Genomic DNA, 14,598 nt, shown 5'->3' with positions numbered 1-14,598 from the left:
CCGATCGCGACTTTCCGCTACCGACCTAAGAGGCGACAACGCTCCACTTCCTGGGTCGGACTGCCTGCTGCTTGAGTCCCCTGATACCGACGTAACGCGTCAGCAACCTCAAACATCGACGGATCGCCGGCATGATCATGGTTTCCAGCCTTCTCATCATCTATTGCCTCCGTTACTACTATAGGCACATTAGTAGTCATAGATAGGGATTTGAACCCGCCGACATGCTCAATAGGCCACTATAGGCCAATAAAAACGGCTATCCTCGCCTGAGCAGATGGCCCATTCGGGCCTCAAGCGTCCCAGAATCTGCCCTAAATTTTCCCTAAAATATCTACGGTACTAGGAGAGCATCATGGACGAGAAAGCCGCAGTCACAGCAGACACCCTGGAGCTGCTGCTACTCAACCAAACCGCCATCAGAGCAGCACTAGAAGAGCTGTCCCTCTGGGTTAGTCAACGTGGCTCGACCCACATCCACGACAACGTTATGGCGGCCCTGATGACGCTGGACACCCACTCGGAGGCAATCTCGACCGGGATCGAGCGCCTACGAGCTTGAATCAGCAAAGCTGCCCACCGCCTCCTATGCTTCATCGGGCGGCCCACCCAGCCCCTGTTGCGTCACAGCACCAACGATGATGGATTGGGCAGACTCTTCACCCGAACCAACGTTTACAGGGGCTTCATCCTAAGCCAACGATTTCCGTACCAATTTAGTACCAACCAGATCTCCATTCGGCCTAACTGCCGATACTACAAATGAACTCGCTGATGCTACTATGGGCCTGCGTTTTTTGGTAACGCGTCGGCCGTGTCGGCAGATATGAGGTGTTTCAGGAGTACAAGCAAAAGCTGAGGGTTCTGGATTGGAACGTGTAGCGATAACATCTGGCTACCTGTTTCAGCGCCGAGTGCATGATGGCAAGTGTTGTCGTTATACGGATTCCTGGGTGGAGAACTTTCGTTTTCACTGTACAAAACCCCACCTCGGTCGTGCGACAGCAACTAGTAGTCCGTCACCGCCTAATAGCGTAGTTTTGTCAGCACTCGCAGCCGCTCGATCTTATCAGTAGGCCTAGCCTCCGGTTCTACTTGATACCGCTTTCACCTAGCCTCAATAGGCTCCGCAATCAGAGGCTCACCGACCTCAAGTAGCCTAAGAAACATCCTATTCATACATGCGCTCCAATTGCGCCCGTCAATACCCTAGCAGCACCTCCCCCACGGTCTGAAGGGGTACATTATTTCGTTGGCAGGTGCCCCCTTCCCCATCAGACCTATCTACTGCATCATGTCATCTTGACATAATCGTGCTGTCAGCAACGCAATTTCAGGAGAGAAAATGATTTTCAGAAGCATTAGGCGCTGGAAAATTTGCCCCGAGACTGAAGGACTTCTATTTTTAGCACAAAGATTAGATGAGTTATTATGGGACTTCACGCTAGATTCTTACAAGCCAGCGAGCCTAAATGCGCCCTATCTATGCAAAGAGGCACTCTCACTCATTAGAGATATTGAAAGCGAACTAATTGACGAGGCAAATTTAAAGCACGTCCTTGAAGAGCTGACATGGAGCATACAAAATGATCCAGTCGCTAAAGAATTACTCGACCTAGGAATTAACTCATATCTTCCAGCATCATATGAAAACCTCATTTTACCTGACTTAAAGCGCAAGCTAGACGTACTAGAGCGGAGCCTAACGCCATATAGATACCTTCATAAATGTTTTAACACTCTAATGAGCGTCGTGCAGACCAACAAAAAGAAAGAAATTGACTCATTACTAAAAAACATCATCACAACATTAATAAATATTGGAATAAGCAAAAAAAGCCTTCACGAAAAAACTCACAGCTATTTTTTTTCCAGCGACGGCCCGGCAATAGATAGCCACACTAGACTAGGCGACTTCCTCAAAGACATTTATCCACAACCCGACGCATTCGACGTATATTTTTTAACGTCAGACCTTATAAGCCAAATTGAAGACTCAATCAAATCTTTTAAAGTCAATATACTCGATGAACTCCCACAAGAAATCCTTCAATTAGCGACGAAAAATGACTTATTAAAACAGCCCAAGCAATGTTACATCGTGATTCGCGATGTGAAAAGCCTAGACATATATTCAGCCCAGGAAGCCGCCACCACAAGACTCGATAAATTAAGCGACCTGTTCACTCTATTCCACCATAGAGAACGCATAACTTACCATCCTACTGCAATAGTATCACAACCATCCAAAGACACTGCCGTCGCGATTAAAATCACAAAAGGCGCAATGGACAAACCGTTTGACATGCCTGCAGAGAAGGCTTCCAAAGATCTAAATCGCTTAATTAGAGGCATCGGGCTGGACGGCTCAAGTTTTGAGAGATTCAACCGAGTTGCCGACCTACATGGTGTATGCGTCGCCACAGACATCGTAGAAAACCAACTTGTCAACTTATGGACAGCATTGGAAACTTTAATACCAACCAGAATGAAAGGGGCAAAAATCGCCAACGTCGTCGAGGCAATGACACCATTTTTGATGACAACTTATTTTAATAGAATCATAGGTCGCCTAGGGCACGATCTTATCACGTGGAATCGCTGGCAATCAAAAAAAATCCTTAACAAAATACCTAACACCAGTGGATTTTCTATCACTCAAAAGATTCTGGCTCTACTATGCGTACCCGGAAATAAACCCCTGAGAGATGAGCTTTATGCTGCACTCGGTGACTTTCACCTACTTAGATTCCGCATATTTTCTATCGCAACAACCCTTGGTGCTCCAGAGAGTGCAAAAAAAGCATTAGACAGGCATGAAAAAGTGGTTAAATGGCAGATCCGAAGAATATATCGGACACGCAATCTAATCGTCCACTCAGGCGCCAAGCCCACATATATTCACGGCTTAGTCGAAAACGGCCATGACTATCTCGACGTACTGCTACTTGAAATAATGAAGCTTGCATGCGGAGACTATCGAACCTCCACTTTGGAGCAAGCTTTTGATCTAGCCACAATTAAATATGAAAAATTCAAAAACCAATTACAAATTCCGGAATTTGACGCATTTAACTGCCAATTTCTAGGAAGCAATAAGAATGCGCTATCTGACATTAAACGCAAACCTTGGAGTAGCGGTTGACAGCGCCTCGATGACTTCCATAGCTCAGTAGCCACGCATACCGGATGTGCTGCAATTAATACCGGAAAAAAAGCGCCTGAGTCCCGTAATATCGGGGCTTAGGCGCTTTTAGCTTTGAGGGGGCGGTACCTAGATCGGCACAGAATGGAGTACGGTATACCCCGATTTCGCCATACGGAGATACTAAGCTTCAAGTGGGAAGGGCGAGCCGAGACGGCACTGCGACAACATCGACCTAGGATAGGGATTTGAACCCGCACACATCGCGTGTCAGGTGGATATGGGGCAAGTGCTGGCTCGATCTACCATAGAGCGCTTATAGATCTTGGTAGACAATGTCGCCAGCGAGCGTTTGGCCGAGCTGGCTGGAGATTCGCCGCCATAGTTATTTACGCCTATTAAGATAATCATTGATCATAGAACTAATATCAATCCCCACTCCATTGAAATTTGGATTTAGCGTCACATACTTATTAATAGCCCCAATGATTGACAAAATACGAGAAACGTTTTTCTTTGGAAGTTCATACAGAGCCACTATCAATTCTTGCACCACACCCATGAAATACGGATCATTAGTCCTAACACTCCTTATCATATCGAGAGCCTTAGAAATATCATTTGGGACTTGAGTTCGCAGCGCCAGCTCACAGACCACTATTGAGTAATCGAAATAATTCACCGAAGACATCTTCACCAAATCTAACCCAGCAAATATATCTCTCGCCCGATCCAAGCGCCCTAGGTAAACCTGAACCTTACCAAGATAAACATTCGCCAATGGTAGATTGCAGACTGAAATAGACTTCGAATAGTACTTTTCCGCCAGATAGTATTTTTTCAACGCGAAGTAACACTGACCTATATCACACAAAATATCGGCAGCTGCCTCAGACGTAAACCTTTCGCCATCGCACTCTAAAAGCAAAAGTTCAATGGCTTTAGCTAACAGTTGCTCATCAGCGAGAATCTCGCCAAGGTGCATGTACCCACGCGCCAGTAACACGCGACCGTAAGCCGTTCTCTCCTCCACCGGGGTCTGCTCGAATTCAGTTATCGCATGCCGCGCTAATCTTTCAGCTCTTTCCGCCTCATTGTGGAGAAAATATTGGACAGCAATAATGAATCGATACTGAAATCTTGATGAAGCGCAGCTTGTTACATCTACAACCTTCGATGCGATAGCTACGACATCAACGTGACCTAACAACCCAGAGTGGGCATCCAAATAAACTTCAAGATACTCCGAACTCTCAACATCCTGCCAGCGAAACTTCGCCATCACAGATCTAGCGCGCGCCCGATCGTTCTTGAATGCAAGAAAGAACAGCGCTTCTTCCGCACACAAAAACCATGCCCATCGTTCGTCCGCAATTGCACCAGATAACTGACGAAGCATCAAAGGGTAATCATCAGCACAGTGGCAGCTTTTGTAAAGAGAGAGCGCCTTTCGCGTCATCTCCTGCATGGACGCGAGGTCCAATTCAAGCATCTTGGTGGCGTCCTTTCCTCTGTGCATATCTCGGACTGTGTGCGCCAAATGGCAGAGGCGATACCAGGTAATATGCGCCCTCAGTTTTTTAAGTTTTTGCACTGCGGTTCGAGGACTAACCTCATCAACCCTGTAATCGTATTTCGGCCACTCATCCTTGCAGCAGTTCTTATATTTGAAGCCGGAGCCGCAGAGGCAGTTCTCTTTTCCACCTGGAGCATACGAATACAGGCCTTCCCACTTTACTCTGCCCAAGTCCACCCCCCCATAATCTGGAGCCACAATGCAAGCAGCCCCAGATCAAATACACACGATGAAGAACGCACCAACTGGAAACTTGTGAAGCTCGTGTGGACACTGCCTTCTAATCGAACCGCTGAATAGATTTTTCTCTGCGGAAGGACTAAGACAGCGGCCCACCCAAGACTGCTGGCCAACATTACTACTAGCTTGAGACTACCCGCAAGCCTGCTTTCCTCAAAACAGTTGACCGAATTCATCCGGTTTCCAGTTGGTAATTATGAGCTCTCCTGTAATTTGCACTGAGCCTTGACGTTGGTTGGCATTGGAGTACCTGATGTCGACGGTCTCGAACTGGAAGCCGTTAAAAGCACGCCGAATGTCGGGATGATCATTGATGCTTAGCATCACCTTGCCCTTGCACCGTTGCATGAAGTCGGCCATGCGCTCGTACTCTTCAAAAGAGAAGTCGACGCCATAGCCAGCTGTCTGCCAGTAGGGTGGGTCCATGTAGAAGAAGGTGTGTGCTCGATCGTAGCGTTCGGCACAGTCGAGCCAGGATAAGTTCTCAACATAGGTTCCGGCGAGGCGCTGCCACGCGGCAGACAGATTCTCCTCGATGCGCAACAGGTTGATGGCCGGCCCCGTGGTGGCGGTACCGAACGTCTGGCCGGTGACCTTACCGCCGAAGGCATGCTGCTGCAGGTAGAAGAACCGTGCCGCACGCTGGATGTCGGTCAAGGTTTCAGGGCGCGTCATCTTCTGCCACTCGAAGATCTGTCGAGAGCTCAGCGCCCATTTGAACTGGCGCACGAACTCTTCCAAGTGGTTCTGCACAACACGGTAGAGAGTGACCAGGTCACCGTTGAGATCGTTCAACACCTCCACCGGGGCGGGCTGAGGACGCATGAAGAACAACGCGGCACCGCCGGCGAAGACTTCGACGTAGCATTCATGAGGGGGAAAAAGAGGGATCAAGCGGTCGGCCAGGCGGCGCTTGCCACCCATCCAGGGAATAATTGGAGAGGTCATAGGTATGCAAGTCTTTACTGTATGGATAAACAGGTGTTAGGCTCGCCGCGCTTTGTGCACAAGGCAGAGGCTGCGGCTGGACTTGCAGGAATGGTCTGCGGGTTCGGCGGGCCGGGCTGGATGTTGGCGCATCCACCCGGCTCGCCTCTTTTTACTTGATGACTGTGCGAACGTAGGCCTGGCAGGCCTTCAGTGCGATCAGTCCTCGGTCACCGTCGTCGGTGATGCCGATAATTCGTTGAGCATGCGCTGGGTCAAGTCCGACGCGAACGGCTCCATGAACCACGCCTCCGGTGCCGGCGGCTTCTCGCATCCCACCGTCACCACCCGGGGCGGCAAAAGCTCCGGCGTCGACAAGGACTGACAGCCGCAAGTCAGCAGTAGCCAGCCTGTCACGCAGGCGAGCTTGAATCTGTTGTGCATAGCTCATCTCCTTCCAATGTGTTTTGCCCTGCTCCTGCAGGCGATCCTCCAGGTCTTTGCGCTGACTTTTCTGCTCAGCCAACTGCTCCAGGGCTGCAACTGCTGCTTCCTCACGCTCACGACCGTAAGCCCGATCCTTATCCGCCAGCTGCTGGGCATAATCTGCAGCCTGGTCAGCCAACCGCTTTCCGTACTCGCTGGCCTGCCACACCCAGGCCCCACGCCCGCCGGCATAGAGCCCGATCGCCACGGCCAGAAGTGCGATACGCCAATTCAGCGACATTACTGCAGTACCTCGAGCGCACGCTTGTAGAGCGCCTGGCGATCCTTCAATCCGTTCAGGCCACCATTGATACGGCGGGTGATCAGCTCGAACACCGAGTCATCGGCCTGCAGCACCTTGTCCGCAAGGCTATTGAGCCCCGCCCTTTGCCAGTACCAGCCGGCCGACAGTGATGCGTAGACCGGCTGCTCGAGCAGGTCGGGGGTGTTGAGCAAGCGACTGTCACCGAACAGCGCCTCGCTGCAGGCCTCATAGTTGTCGCGGCCGGTGATCTGGATAAGCCCACGGCCACGGTACCGCTGACCATCACCGTCAGCCTCCGGGGTATTGCCGAGACGCTGCGCCAGACGCCCGGTATCGTACTTGGCCAAGTAGGCATCGTTACCGAGCTCCCGCACATATAAAAGCTGGCCAGACTCGTGGCCGACTTGCGCAAGGAACGCAGCCATACGCCGAGGGGTGATGATCGAGTACTTGCCCATTGTTGCGTTGAGGCCGGGAACAAAAACGCCGGCTTTTCGGCCGGCGTTGGGGAGGATCTGTTGCAGCTGTTGTACAGAGATAGCCATTTAAGTCTCCAGTGATGGTCTGTTTGTCTGTGCGGTTAAAGCTGCACGACGTCGAGAGGTGTTGAGGTTTTCTTGTTTTTCCCAGCGGCCTTGGCCTTGCCCTTCTTGCCGCCATTGCATTCAACGGTGGTCGACCAGCCGGCTTGGGTGAATACCTGCTCCAGGGAATCCACTAGGTACTCGCCATCAAAGCCATCCTTGAAGCCCTGGGCGTTGATCTGGCGTTCTGCGAACAGGTCGACGCGACCCGGCATTTCCAGGCGCACCCCGGCCGTCGAGCGATTGAACGCCGCCAGGCGCGCCTTAGCGGCCTGCTCGGCAGCGGCCTTGTTCGGGTGTATATGCCGGTCCGTATGCACCGGCGGCAGGCCGTCCGGGGCGTCGTCGTTTTTCAGCTCGATAACGTCCAGGGTGCCGGTCTTGGCGTTGTGATGGGTGGCCTTGACGCTTTTGTGGGTCGAGCGGTCCCCGAGGCGGAACGAGTAGCGGCTAACGTCCGAGCGGCGAATGGTGACCGCCGGCAACGTTTTACCGCTGGCAGTGACGCCCGCCTGCCGCTTGAGGACCAACAGCTTGCCGTTGGCCACCTTGGCGGTACAGTCATGCAACCTTGCAATGCGGGTAATGAAGTTGTAGTCCGACTCACCCAGTTGGTCCGCACGCGGCACAACGGTTTGCACGTCGCAGGCCGGTACCCAGCCATTGCGGCGGGCCACCGTGGCGACAATCTCGGCCAACGTCTTGCCCTCGAAACTGCCGTTGCGGGTGGTCTTGCCACTGCCTCGCATGTCGCTGGCCTTGCCCCGGATCACCAGCGTATCCGGCGGCCCGGTCAGCTCAATCTCATCGACCGTATAGCTATTGATGCGGGTCAGTTGCGCGCCGTCATAGCCTAGAAACACCTCGACCTTGGCGCCCCGCGACGGCAGCGAAACAGCCTGGTCACGGTCATCAATACGCAGCTCGAACTCGTCCGACTCCATGCCGGGCTTGTCGAGTGTGCGCAGCATCAGCAAACGGTCGTTTATCAGGCGCGTGATATCGGTACCGTCAGCGACGATACGAAATTGCGGTTTCATGGATAGCTCCGGTTAGGCGGGATGCTAGTCCCACAGCTGGACGGTCAGCTGGTCAGTTCTAGCCAGTTCGGGAAGGGTGATCAGCACCCCGGCACGGTAGGGCTGCGGCTCGATGGCAAGGCCCGGATTGGCACCCAGGACTGCCTCCACCGTGCCGCTCAAATGCCCGTAATAGTGGAAACAGATAGCGTCGAGTACATCGCCGTCAGACGTTCGACAAATCATCGCCATAGCGCGTGAACTCCAAGGTGAATGCCTGCTTACGCGGGATACCGCCCTGCAGCAGCGTGGGTTGTTCTTCCTCGATATCGGTCAGGCACCAATTGCCCAGCACCTGGCCATAGCCGGTGGTCAGTCCCAGCGGCTGCAGCCGGCCACCAATGCTACGCAAGGTGTCGAGCTGGCCGAGGCCACCCCGGAACGAGGGGAAAATTGCCCCCTTGAGGGTCAGGCGCTCATCACCAATGCCTACCGCCTGCTGCGCAGAGCGCCGGGTAAGGCGCTCCTGAGCCGCCCAGCGGAACGAGGTTTTGCGCCGCAGCTCGTCAAAGGCCGCCGTGTCCAGGTTGAAGTAGAACGGTTCCGCCTTGACGCTCAGAGGCTGCAGAATCAGCAAGTGCGGAAACGCCTTGATAGCCTCCTTGGGTGGGTCTTCCTTGGGGCGAATCGAAGCGCTGGAGAACATTTCAGACAGCGAGAAATTGGACACCATGCCGCTGAGGCCGCCGGCCTGGTTGTACTTGTCCGCGATGTTAGAAATGGCCTTCTTTGCCCGGTCAGCCTGCTCGCCAAACTCGGCCACCCGTTCCTGCACTTGCGTGACCGCGTTGCTAGCCTGGTTGTAAACGGCCAACACCTTGCCGACTTTGGCCTGGGCTTGGGTGATGCTGCCCATAACCCGGTTCAACTGGCCACCGATCAGTTCCCCCACCACCGGCAGGGTTTCCAGCTCGGAAACCGCCCCTCTCATCTGAGTAACTGCCCCATTCATGGGGCCAATCATGCCGTCCACCGAGCGGCGGCCAGCCTCTCCCGCAGCGGCAAGCGACTTCAGGCTGCCCTGCAGCTGCTCCATGTAAGCCATCGGTTTTCCTCCTTACAGGTGCGGCGCGTCGTACAGCTGACGCGCGTTAAGGTCGCGAGTCGCGTCCTCGATCATTTGCATGAAATAAGGCCGCAGCTCATAGGCCAGCGCCTGGCGGTCTGATACATCGCCTTTCACCGTCACCGGAATGCTCAGCTCGAACCGCTGGTCAAGTTTGAGTGATACCGGCTCAGCCTTGGCAGGCGCCGGCTTATCCGCTGCCCGCTGGTAGTCGCCCAGCATTTTCCCCGCCTGAGCCAGGCCGGGCTCCACTGTGCCCGCTGGATGCAGGTTGCCCAGCAGGGCCGCAGAATCGCCGGCCGACTGCCGCTCGAGGGGCGCACCGGGATAACGCACCTGGTCGACGGTCGGCGCCGGCACCCGGAACGAGTCCTTGGAATCGGGCGCCTTTGGATTGTAGGAAGCCACCGGTTTGGTAGGCACTGGCTCCAACCGCAGCGACTCAGGATAGTTACGCGTAACGACCGGTTCGGTTGGCGGCGGCGTGAGCGGTGCACCAGGGAAACGCACCTTGCCAGCGGTCAGCGCCGGTACCAGAAACGGGTCCTTGGACTCGGGGTCCTTCGGCTCGTAGGAAACCGCCGGCGCGGCAGGCGCTGGCACCACCCGCAGCGACTCAGGGCCGTTACGCTTAACAGGCGAATCAGAAGAAACTGGCTCAACCTGCCCATTCCCTTCTCGCCCTTCTGCAGGTTCCCCCTGCTCCGCCGGCGCTGCCGCTGGGTCAGGCTGCACCTTGCTGGCAAACAGACTGCCGACCTTGGCGCCCAGCGCGTCACCGCCCAAGCTCCCAAGGATGCCACCCACCAGGCCGCCAATGGCCGTGCCGACCACAGGAATGATCGAGCCCAGGGCAGCGCCCGTGGCTGCGCCGGCAATGCCTCCGGCCAAACCGCCTACCGCACTTCCGACACCCTCGGCCTTCTGCTCAGGCGGCTGATCGCTGGCCACAGCGTTGCTGATCTGCAGCGCTGCCACCGCAGCACCCAGCACCGGAACCCCCTTCCCAAGGCTGGCCAGGCGTCCAGCGCGGCCAACCAGGCCGGCGACACGGCCCCACCGACTGCGCCTTGGGCTGCGCCGTGCGGTGTCGCCCACGCCACTCTCAATCGGACCGCTGCCCTTACCGCCGCCTGCCTGGGGATTGGTGACGAACACGCGCTGCACCCCGGCAGCACCTGCAGCCCCTTTGGCGACGTTGTACAAGCCTCGGGCCACCCGGATAGCTGCCACGGCCTTGGTGATGGCGAAACCACCTGCAGCCAGCGCTGTAGCCCCAAGAGCCAAGGAAGGCACTTTTTCAGCAATCCAGCCGATGCCATTGGCCGTCGTCCGTAGTACGTCGGCGGCGCCGTCCGTCAGCGGCCGCAGACCGTCACCGATAGCACGGAACGCGTCGTCAATCGCGTTGGCGGTTTCTTTCCACTTCTGCGAGGACGTTTCGCGGCGCTCGGCCAGGTTCTGGTCGAGAATGCCCGCCGCGTCTGCAGACTGGGTTTTCAGGTCCTCATACAGCGCCTTGTTTTGCATGTAAGCCATGAGCGCGGATTTGACCTGCATGTCCGCGAAAAGGTCGCCGGTACGCATGGACTCTTCCAGCGCCTGCATCATGCGCTTGGCTTTCTCGGGGTCCGTCTCCTGATTGATCTTGGCCGCCGCCTCGGCCATGGCGGCGGCCTTTTTGGGGTCGGTCTTTTGGATGTACTGCTGGGCAAGCGCAAAGCTTGATTCAAGCGTCGACATGCCATTCTGCAACCCGGTGTTGAGCGACTTCTGGTAATCGATACCGGCGTCCTTGTACGCCTTGACCGTCTCGCTTGAGCCGATCTTTTCCATCCAGTTCTTGAGGTTGTTGGCCGCCTCGTCGGCACTGCCGGCGGATTTGATCTGCACCTGCAGCATCGAACCCAGCTGGGTGACGGCGTCCATGCCGTAGATACCCTGCTTCGCCATACCGGCCAGCAGTTCGGGGAACCACTTGGCCATGTCGCTGGCTTCGAAGCTACCGGCCTGGCCCTGGTAGGCGATGGCCTCCAGCGCACGCTGCATCACCACGGGGTCGGTGATCTTGGCGTTTTGCCCCAGGGCGTTGATCATTCGGGCAGTGTCGGTACCGTCCGCGCCCTGCCCCACCACAAACTTGGCGGCCACGCTGGAATAGCGCGCGGCCTCCTGCAGGTCCATACCGGCACCCACCAGTTGGTTAAGGACACCCGCCACCTCATTGCGACCCAGGCCGGTGTCCTTGGCCGTGGTGATGATGCCCCGGTTTAGCTCGACTTCCTCGGCCTTGTTGGCCACCCCTGCCTTGATCGCGATATCCCGCACTATCGCCTGATAATCGGCACTGACCTTGGTAGGCACCGCCAAGGCCGCGGTGCCTACCGTGGCCTGCACAACGGTGGACCGCAGGCCGGCTTTGCCCGCCTCGATCTGCTGCAGGCCCTTGGCCTGACGGGCAGCGGTTTGCGCCGTGCGACCCAGCGTGCGGTAGTGATCCTCCAGCCGGCCGACCTCAACGCCTTGTTTACGCAATGCATCAAGGTTGCGGTCCATCTGGTTGCGCAGACCGCGCGCGCTGGCCTCTCCCGCCTCGCTGGCTTTCTTCCACTCATCGCGCAGGCGCATGGTTTCGCCAATGACGCCCTGCAGCACCTTGGCCTCTTCGCCGCGCTTCTTGAGCTTGCCGATTCGGCCCTCAACATCTTTGAACGCGGCGCCGACCGTTGCGCTGACCACTCCGCCGATCACAAGGCCAATGGAAAACTTGTTGTTGGCCATGGTTTCTCACTCCCACGCAGGCACAGCCCGGCGGCTCACTCAGAGAGCCACCAGACCATGCGCGCGAATGGCATTTGCTCCAGCTCGCTGGCCGAGAATCCCAGTTCTCGCGCCAGGCGCTTGGCAAGCGACTTTTGGAATCCGGGGGTGTTAAACCCCGTCTTGATGGACCAGGCGAAAGTAGGCCGCGCGCACACGGTTGTAATCGCGGATGGTCAGCGAATGCAGCTCGGCCGGGGTGGTATCGGTCAGGCGCTGGAACAGAAGCATTTCCAGCTTGCTGTTGTCGTCGCCGGCCTCGGCCTCCACCTCGCGGCTCAGACGGATTGAGGGCGATTGCAGGGTCAGGCGGTCGACCTTCACGCCTTCGCTCTCGATAGGCTCCACCAGGCGCACCACCGCATGCTCCAGGGTCAGCTTGAGCCAGGCCGGATTCTCACCGCTGTCATCGCCCAGCAGTTCCTTGTAGGCCCGCTGCAGGCGGCGGTAGTCGCGCACCTGCAGGGCCGTCAATTGATCCTCGGTCAGCTCGCACAGCGACCCCAGCATGAGCAATTCGCGCTGCTCGTCGTTGTCCCCGGCCTGATGCCCCACCATTAGGTCTTCGCGCACGGTCGGGCAGCGCATGGTCAGCGCCGGGCGCACCTCGCCGTAAACGTCCAAGGGCACGCTCAGGGATACCACGGCGTGACCGCCCTCGATGTTGAGCCAGGTAGGGGTAGTGTTGGTAATGGACATGCTCAGGCTCCTTAAATGGCGAGGTCAGCGCGAACGCTGGCGAGTTGGTCGACACCGTCGATAACGCGGATGCAGTTCACAGGGTCGATTTCGTAGATGACGCGGCCGCCGACTTCCAGCTTGTAGTAGCTAACCGCAATGCTGTGCTTCATTTCGGCCTTCTCGCCAACCTTCCAGTCTCCCGGATCGACTTCCTTGAGCGCGCCGCGCAGGGTGGCGACCACCGCTTTGGTGGCCCCTCCACGGCCTTTGAAACTGCCCCGGAACACGCAGTTGAAGCCGGACAGGTCAAAATCACCAAAATACTTGAGGGTTTCCCGGCGCATGCCGTTGGAGGTAAAGCTGGCCTCCAGCTTCTCCAGGCCCATATCCATCTCAATCGGCGCGTCCATGCCGCCGCCGCGATATTCGTCGGTCTTCATCATGAGCTTGGGCAAGGTCAGCGATGGCACATCGCCCTGCAGGCTGACACCGCCCACCGAGGCACTCATGTTGAACAGAACTTCTGGAATAACAGCCATTGCGCGCCTCCTTAGGCTACGTCGAGAACTTGGGTCAGGTATTCATCGGTCACCTCGATTTCAAAAATCGGGTTCTCGGCAGGCGGCACATCGGTGAAGCGGATCACCCAGATGATTTTGCCCTGGGCCAGCTGGCTGGCCGTGTTGCGCTCGGCGTCGGCGTAGACCTCGAAGTCGATCACCGCCCCGGCGGCCTTGAGGTCGCGCATGAAGGCCTGCACCGTTTCGGTTACATCCTTGACATAGCTTTTGGTGATACCGAGGTCGACGGCCCATTTCATGCCGGCACGCACGGCCGCCATCACCATGTCCACGGTGCGCACCCGCGTGACGAATGCCCACTTGCTATCGCTCGACAGCGTGCGGTTGCCCCACAGGCGATAGCCGCCGTCGCGAATGATGGTGGTGATATTGGCGTTGTTGAGCAGGTTGGCCCGGCAAGTCGGATCGTTGTCCAGGTACTCGACCGCCCGCACGGTGCCGGTAATGTTCTTGATTTCCTTGTTGGACGGCGAAGCCCAGAAACCAATGTTCGCGTCGGTTTGCGCGAACAGGCCGGCCGCCACCGGCGATCCCGCCAGGCCCTCATCGCCGTTACCGGTAACGCTCCACTTCTTGACGCCGGGATCGACCATATACAGCCGCTTGCTACCAAACTCGGTGGCATAGGCAATGGCCGCCTCGTCAGTAGTACCCGGCCCGTCGATCAGGCCGATGGCTTCCAGCTTGTCCGCCAAGGTGTCCAGGGCGGTGGCCACCGCCTTGGTGGCGGTGTGTTTGGGTGCCAACAGCAGGCGCGGTTGCTGGTTGAACAGGCTTTTGGCATCGAGCAAGGCCTGCAGGCCGCTGCGCTTGCCATCGGCCGCCACACCGCCGATCACGGCGCTGGTGATGCTGGCCGGTGTGCCGGCAGACGTAACACCCACGGCGATGATCACGGCCTTGGCCTGGTCGAAAATCTGCAGGCAGGCCTTGGTCAGCGGCGAGTTAGGTCCGAACGCCGCTTTGGCCTCTCGGTCGCTAACGACCATAACCGGCGTATTGGGCTCAGCTAAGCCCACCCCAGGGGTGTAAATGTCGACAATGCCGATCACCGACGACGAGGGCACGCTGATGGTGCGCCCACCCAAATTGACCAGCGAGGTGGTCACGCCATGAAAAAAGTTAGCCATAAATGCTCCCTATAGAAA

At 56.6% G+C, this 14,598-nt stretch carries 13 protein-coding genes; 2 read left to right on the top strand and 11 right to left on the bottom strand.

The genetic code is table 11. From position 1 onward, the window contains the following. Positions 1 to 355: 355 nt before the first annotated feature. Positions 356 to 562 carry a hypothetical protein gene (locus ACF8Q6_RS11150; RefSeq protein ID WP_392493266.1) on the top strand — a complete coding sequence of 69 codons (207 nt, stop codon included), beginning with the start codon at positions 356 to 358 and terminating at the stop codon, positions 560 to 562. A gap of 783 nt (positions 563 to 1,345) precedes the next feature. After that, complete coding sequence (locus ACF8Q6_RS11145) at positions 1,346 to 3,145, top strand: hypothetical protein (protein WP_392493265.1); 1,800 nt, start codon at positions 1,346 to 1,348, stop codon at positions 3,143 to 3,145. A 385-nt stretch (positions 3,146 to 3,530) separates the two neighbouring features. Here the strand turns inward: ACF8Q6_RS11145 and ACF8Q6_RS11140 are convergent, their stop codons facing one another. From ACF8Q6_RS11140 to ACF8Q6_RS11090, 11 genes are all read right to left on the bottom strand, one after another. Next, positions 3,531 to 4,637, bottom strand: coding sequence for a tetratricopeptide repeat protein (locus ACF8Q6_RS11140; RefSeq protein ID WP_392493264.1), 1,107 nt, complete (start codon positions 4,635 to 4,637; stop codon positions 3,531 to 3,533). A gap of 477 nt (positions 4,638 to 5,114) precedes the next feature. Continuing rightward, complete coding sequence (locus tag ACF8Q6_RS11135; protein WP_392493263.1) at positions 5,115 to 5,909, bottom strand: DNA adenine methylase; 795 nt, start codon at positions 5,907 to 5,909, stop codon at positions 5,115 to 5,117. Between the two features lie 151 nt (positions 5,910 to 6,060). Continuing rightward, complete coding sequence (locus ACF8Q6_RS11130) at positions 6,061 to 6,615, bottom strand: lysis protein (RefSeq protein WP_392493262.1); 555 nt, start codon at positions 6,613 to 6,615, stop codon at positions 6,061 to 6,063. Continuing rightward, positions 6,615 to 7,184 (bottom strand): glycoside hydrolase family 19 protein, encoded by a 570-nt coding sequence (locus ACF8Q6_RS11125; protein ID WP_274094489.1) that lies wholly within the window; start codon positions 7,182 to 7,184, stop codon positions 6,615 to 6,617. Before ACF8Q6_RS11125 ends, ACF8Q6_RS11130 begins: the two co-directional genes overlap by 1 nt. A gap of 35 nt (positions 7,185 to 7,219) precedes the next feature. Then, a complete protein-coding gene (locus ACF8Q6_RS11120; RefSeq protein ID WP_392493261.1) occupies positions 7,220 to 8,263 on the bottom strand; it encodes a phage late control D family protein in 1,044 nt (347 codons plus the stop codon). Positions 8,264 to 8,287: 24 nt separating this feature from the next. Then, entirely contained in the window at positions 8,288 to 8,494 is a 207-nt protein-coding gene (locus tag ACF8Q6_RS11115; protein ID WP_392493259.1) for a tail protein X, read from the bottom strand. After that, a complete protein-coding gene (locus ACF8Q6_RS11110) occupies positions 8,469 to 9,347 on the bottom strand; it encodes a phage tail protein (RefSeq protein ID WP_392493258.1) in 879 nt (292 codons plus the stop codon). Before ACF8Q6_RS11110 ends, ACF8Q6_RS11115 begins: the two co-directional genes overlap by 26 nt. A 12-nt stretch (positions 9,348 to 9,359) precedes the next feature. Beyond that, a complete protein-coding gene (locus ACF8Q6_RS11105) occupies positions 9,360 to 12,149 on the bottom strand; it encodes a phage tail tape measure protein (protein WP_392493256.1) in 2,790 nt (929 codons plus the stop codon). 150 nt (positions 12,150 to 12,299) lie between these two features. Next, entirely contained in the window at positions 12,300 to 12,887 is a 588-nt protein-coding gene (locus ACF8Q6_RS11100) for a phage tail assembly protein (RefSeq protein ID WP_392493255.1), read from the bottom strand. 11 nt (positions 12,888 to 12,898) lie between these two features. Then, positions 12,899 to 13,408, bottom strand: coding sequence for a phage major tail tube protein (locus ACF8Q6_RS11095; RefSeq protein ID WP_392493254.1), 510 nt, complete (start codon positions 13,406 to 13,408; stop codon positions 12,899 to 12,901). Positions 13,409 to 13,419: 11 nt separating this feature from the next. Continuing rightward, positions 13,420 to 14,580: a phage tail sheath subtilisin-like domain-containing protein gene (locus tag ACF8Q6_RS11090; RefSeq protein ID WP_392493253.1), complete on the bottom strand. Its 1,161-nt coding sequence runs from the start codon at positions 14,578 to 14,580 to the stop codon at positions 13,420 to 13,422. Positions 14,581 to 14,598: the final 18 nt, after the last annotated feature.

It is taken from the genome of Pseudomonas sp. GLN_2 (assembly GCF_043106005.1).
Taxonomy (GTDB): Bacteria; Pseudomonadota; Gammaproteobacteria; order Pseudomonadales; family Pseudomonadaceae; genus Aquipseudomonas; species Aquipseudomonas alloputida.
Note: the sequence above shows the minus strand (reverse complement) of the source record. Positions and strands in the feature narration are given on the sequence as shown.

What these genes read in the sequence shown, in the direction of transcription:
- ACF8Q6_RS11110 (WP_392493258.1), bottom strand. Translation starts at nt 9,347, where the DNA reads ATGGCTTACATGGAGCAGCTGCAGGGCAGCCTGAAGTCGCTTGCCGCT.
- ACF8Q6_RS11150 (WP_392493266.1), top strand. Translation starts at nt 356, where the DNA reads ATGGACGAGAAAGCCGCAGTCACAGCAGACACCCTGGAGCTGCTGCTA.
- ACF8Q6_RS11105 (WP_392493256.1), bottom strand. Translation starts at nt 12,149, where the DNA reads ATGGCCAACAACAAGTTTTCCATTGGCCTTGTGATCGGCGGAGTGGTC.
- ACF8Q6_RS11135 (WP_392493263.1), bottom strand. Translation starts at nt 5,909, where the DNA reads ATGACCTCTCCAATTATTCCCTGGATGGGTGGCAAGCGCCGCCTGGCC.
- ACF8Q6_RS11145 (WP_392493265.1), top strand. Translation starts at nt 1,346, where the DNA reads ATGATTTTCAGAAGCATTAGGCGCTGGAAAATTTGCCCCGAGACTGAA.
- ACF8Q6_RS11130 (WP_392493262.1), bottom strand. Translation starts at nt 6,615, where the DNA reads ATGTCGCTGAATTGGCGTATCGCACTTCTGGCCGTGGCGATCGGGCTC.
- ACF8Q6_RS11140 (WP_392493264.1), bottom strand. Translation starts at nt 4,637, where the DNA reads ATGCTTGAATTGGACCTCGCGTCCATGCAGGAGATGACGCGAAAGGCG.
- ACF8Q6_RS11095 (WP_392493254.1), bottom strand. Translation starts at nt 13,408, where the DNA reads ATGGCTGTTATTCCAGAAGTTCTGTTCAACATGAGTGCCTCGGTGGGC.
- ACF8Q6_RS11100 (WP_392493255.1), bottom strand. Translation starts at nt 12,887, where the DNA reads ATGTCCATTACCAACACTACCCCTACCTGGCTCAACATCGAGGGCGGT.
- ACF8Q6_RS11125 (WP_274094489.1), bottom strand. Translation starts at nt 7,184, where the DNA reads ATGGCTATCTCTGTACAACAGCTGCAACAGATCCTCCCCAACGCCGGC.
- ACF8Q6_RS11115 (WP_392493259.1), bottom strand. Translation starts at nt 8,494, where the DNA reads ATGGCGATGATTTGTCGAACGTCTGACGGCGATGTACTCGACGCTATC.
- ACF8Q6_RS11090 (WP_392493253.1), bottom strand. Translation starts at nt 14,580, where the DNA reads ATGGCTAACTTTTTTCATGGCGTGACCACCTCGCTGGTCAATTTGGGT.
- ACF8Q6_RS11120 (WP_392493261.1), bottom strand. Translation starts at nt 8,263, where the DNA reads ATGAAACCGCAATTTCGTATCGTCGCTGACGGTACCGATATCACGCGC.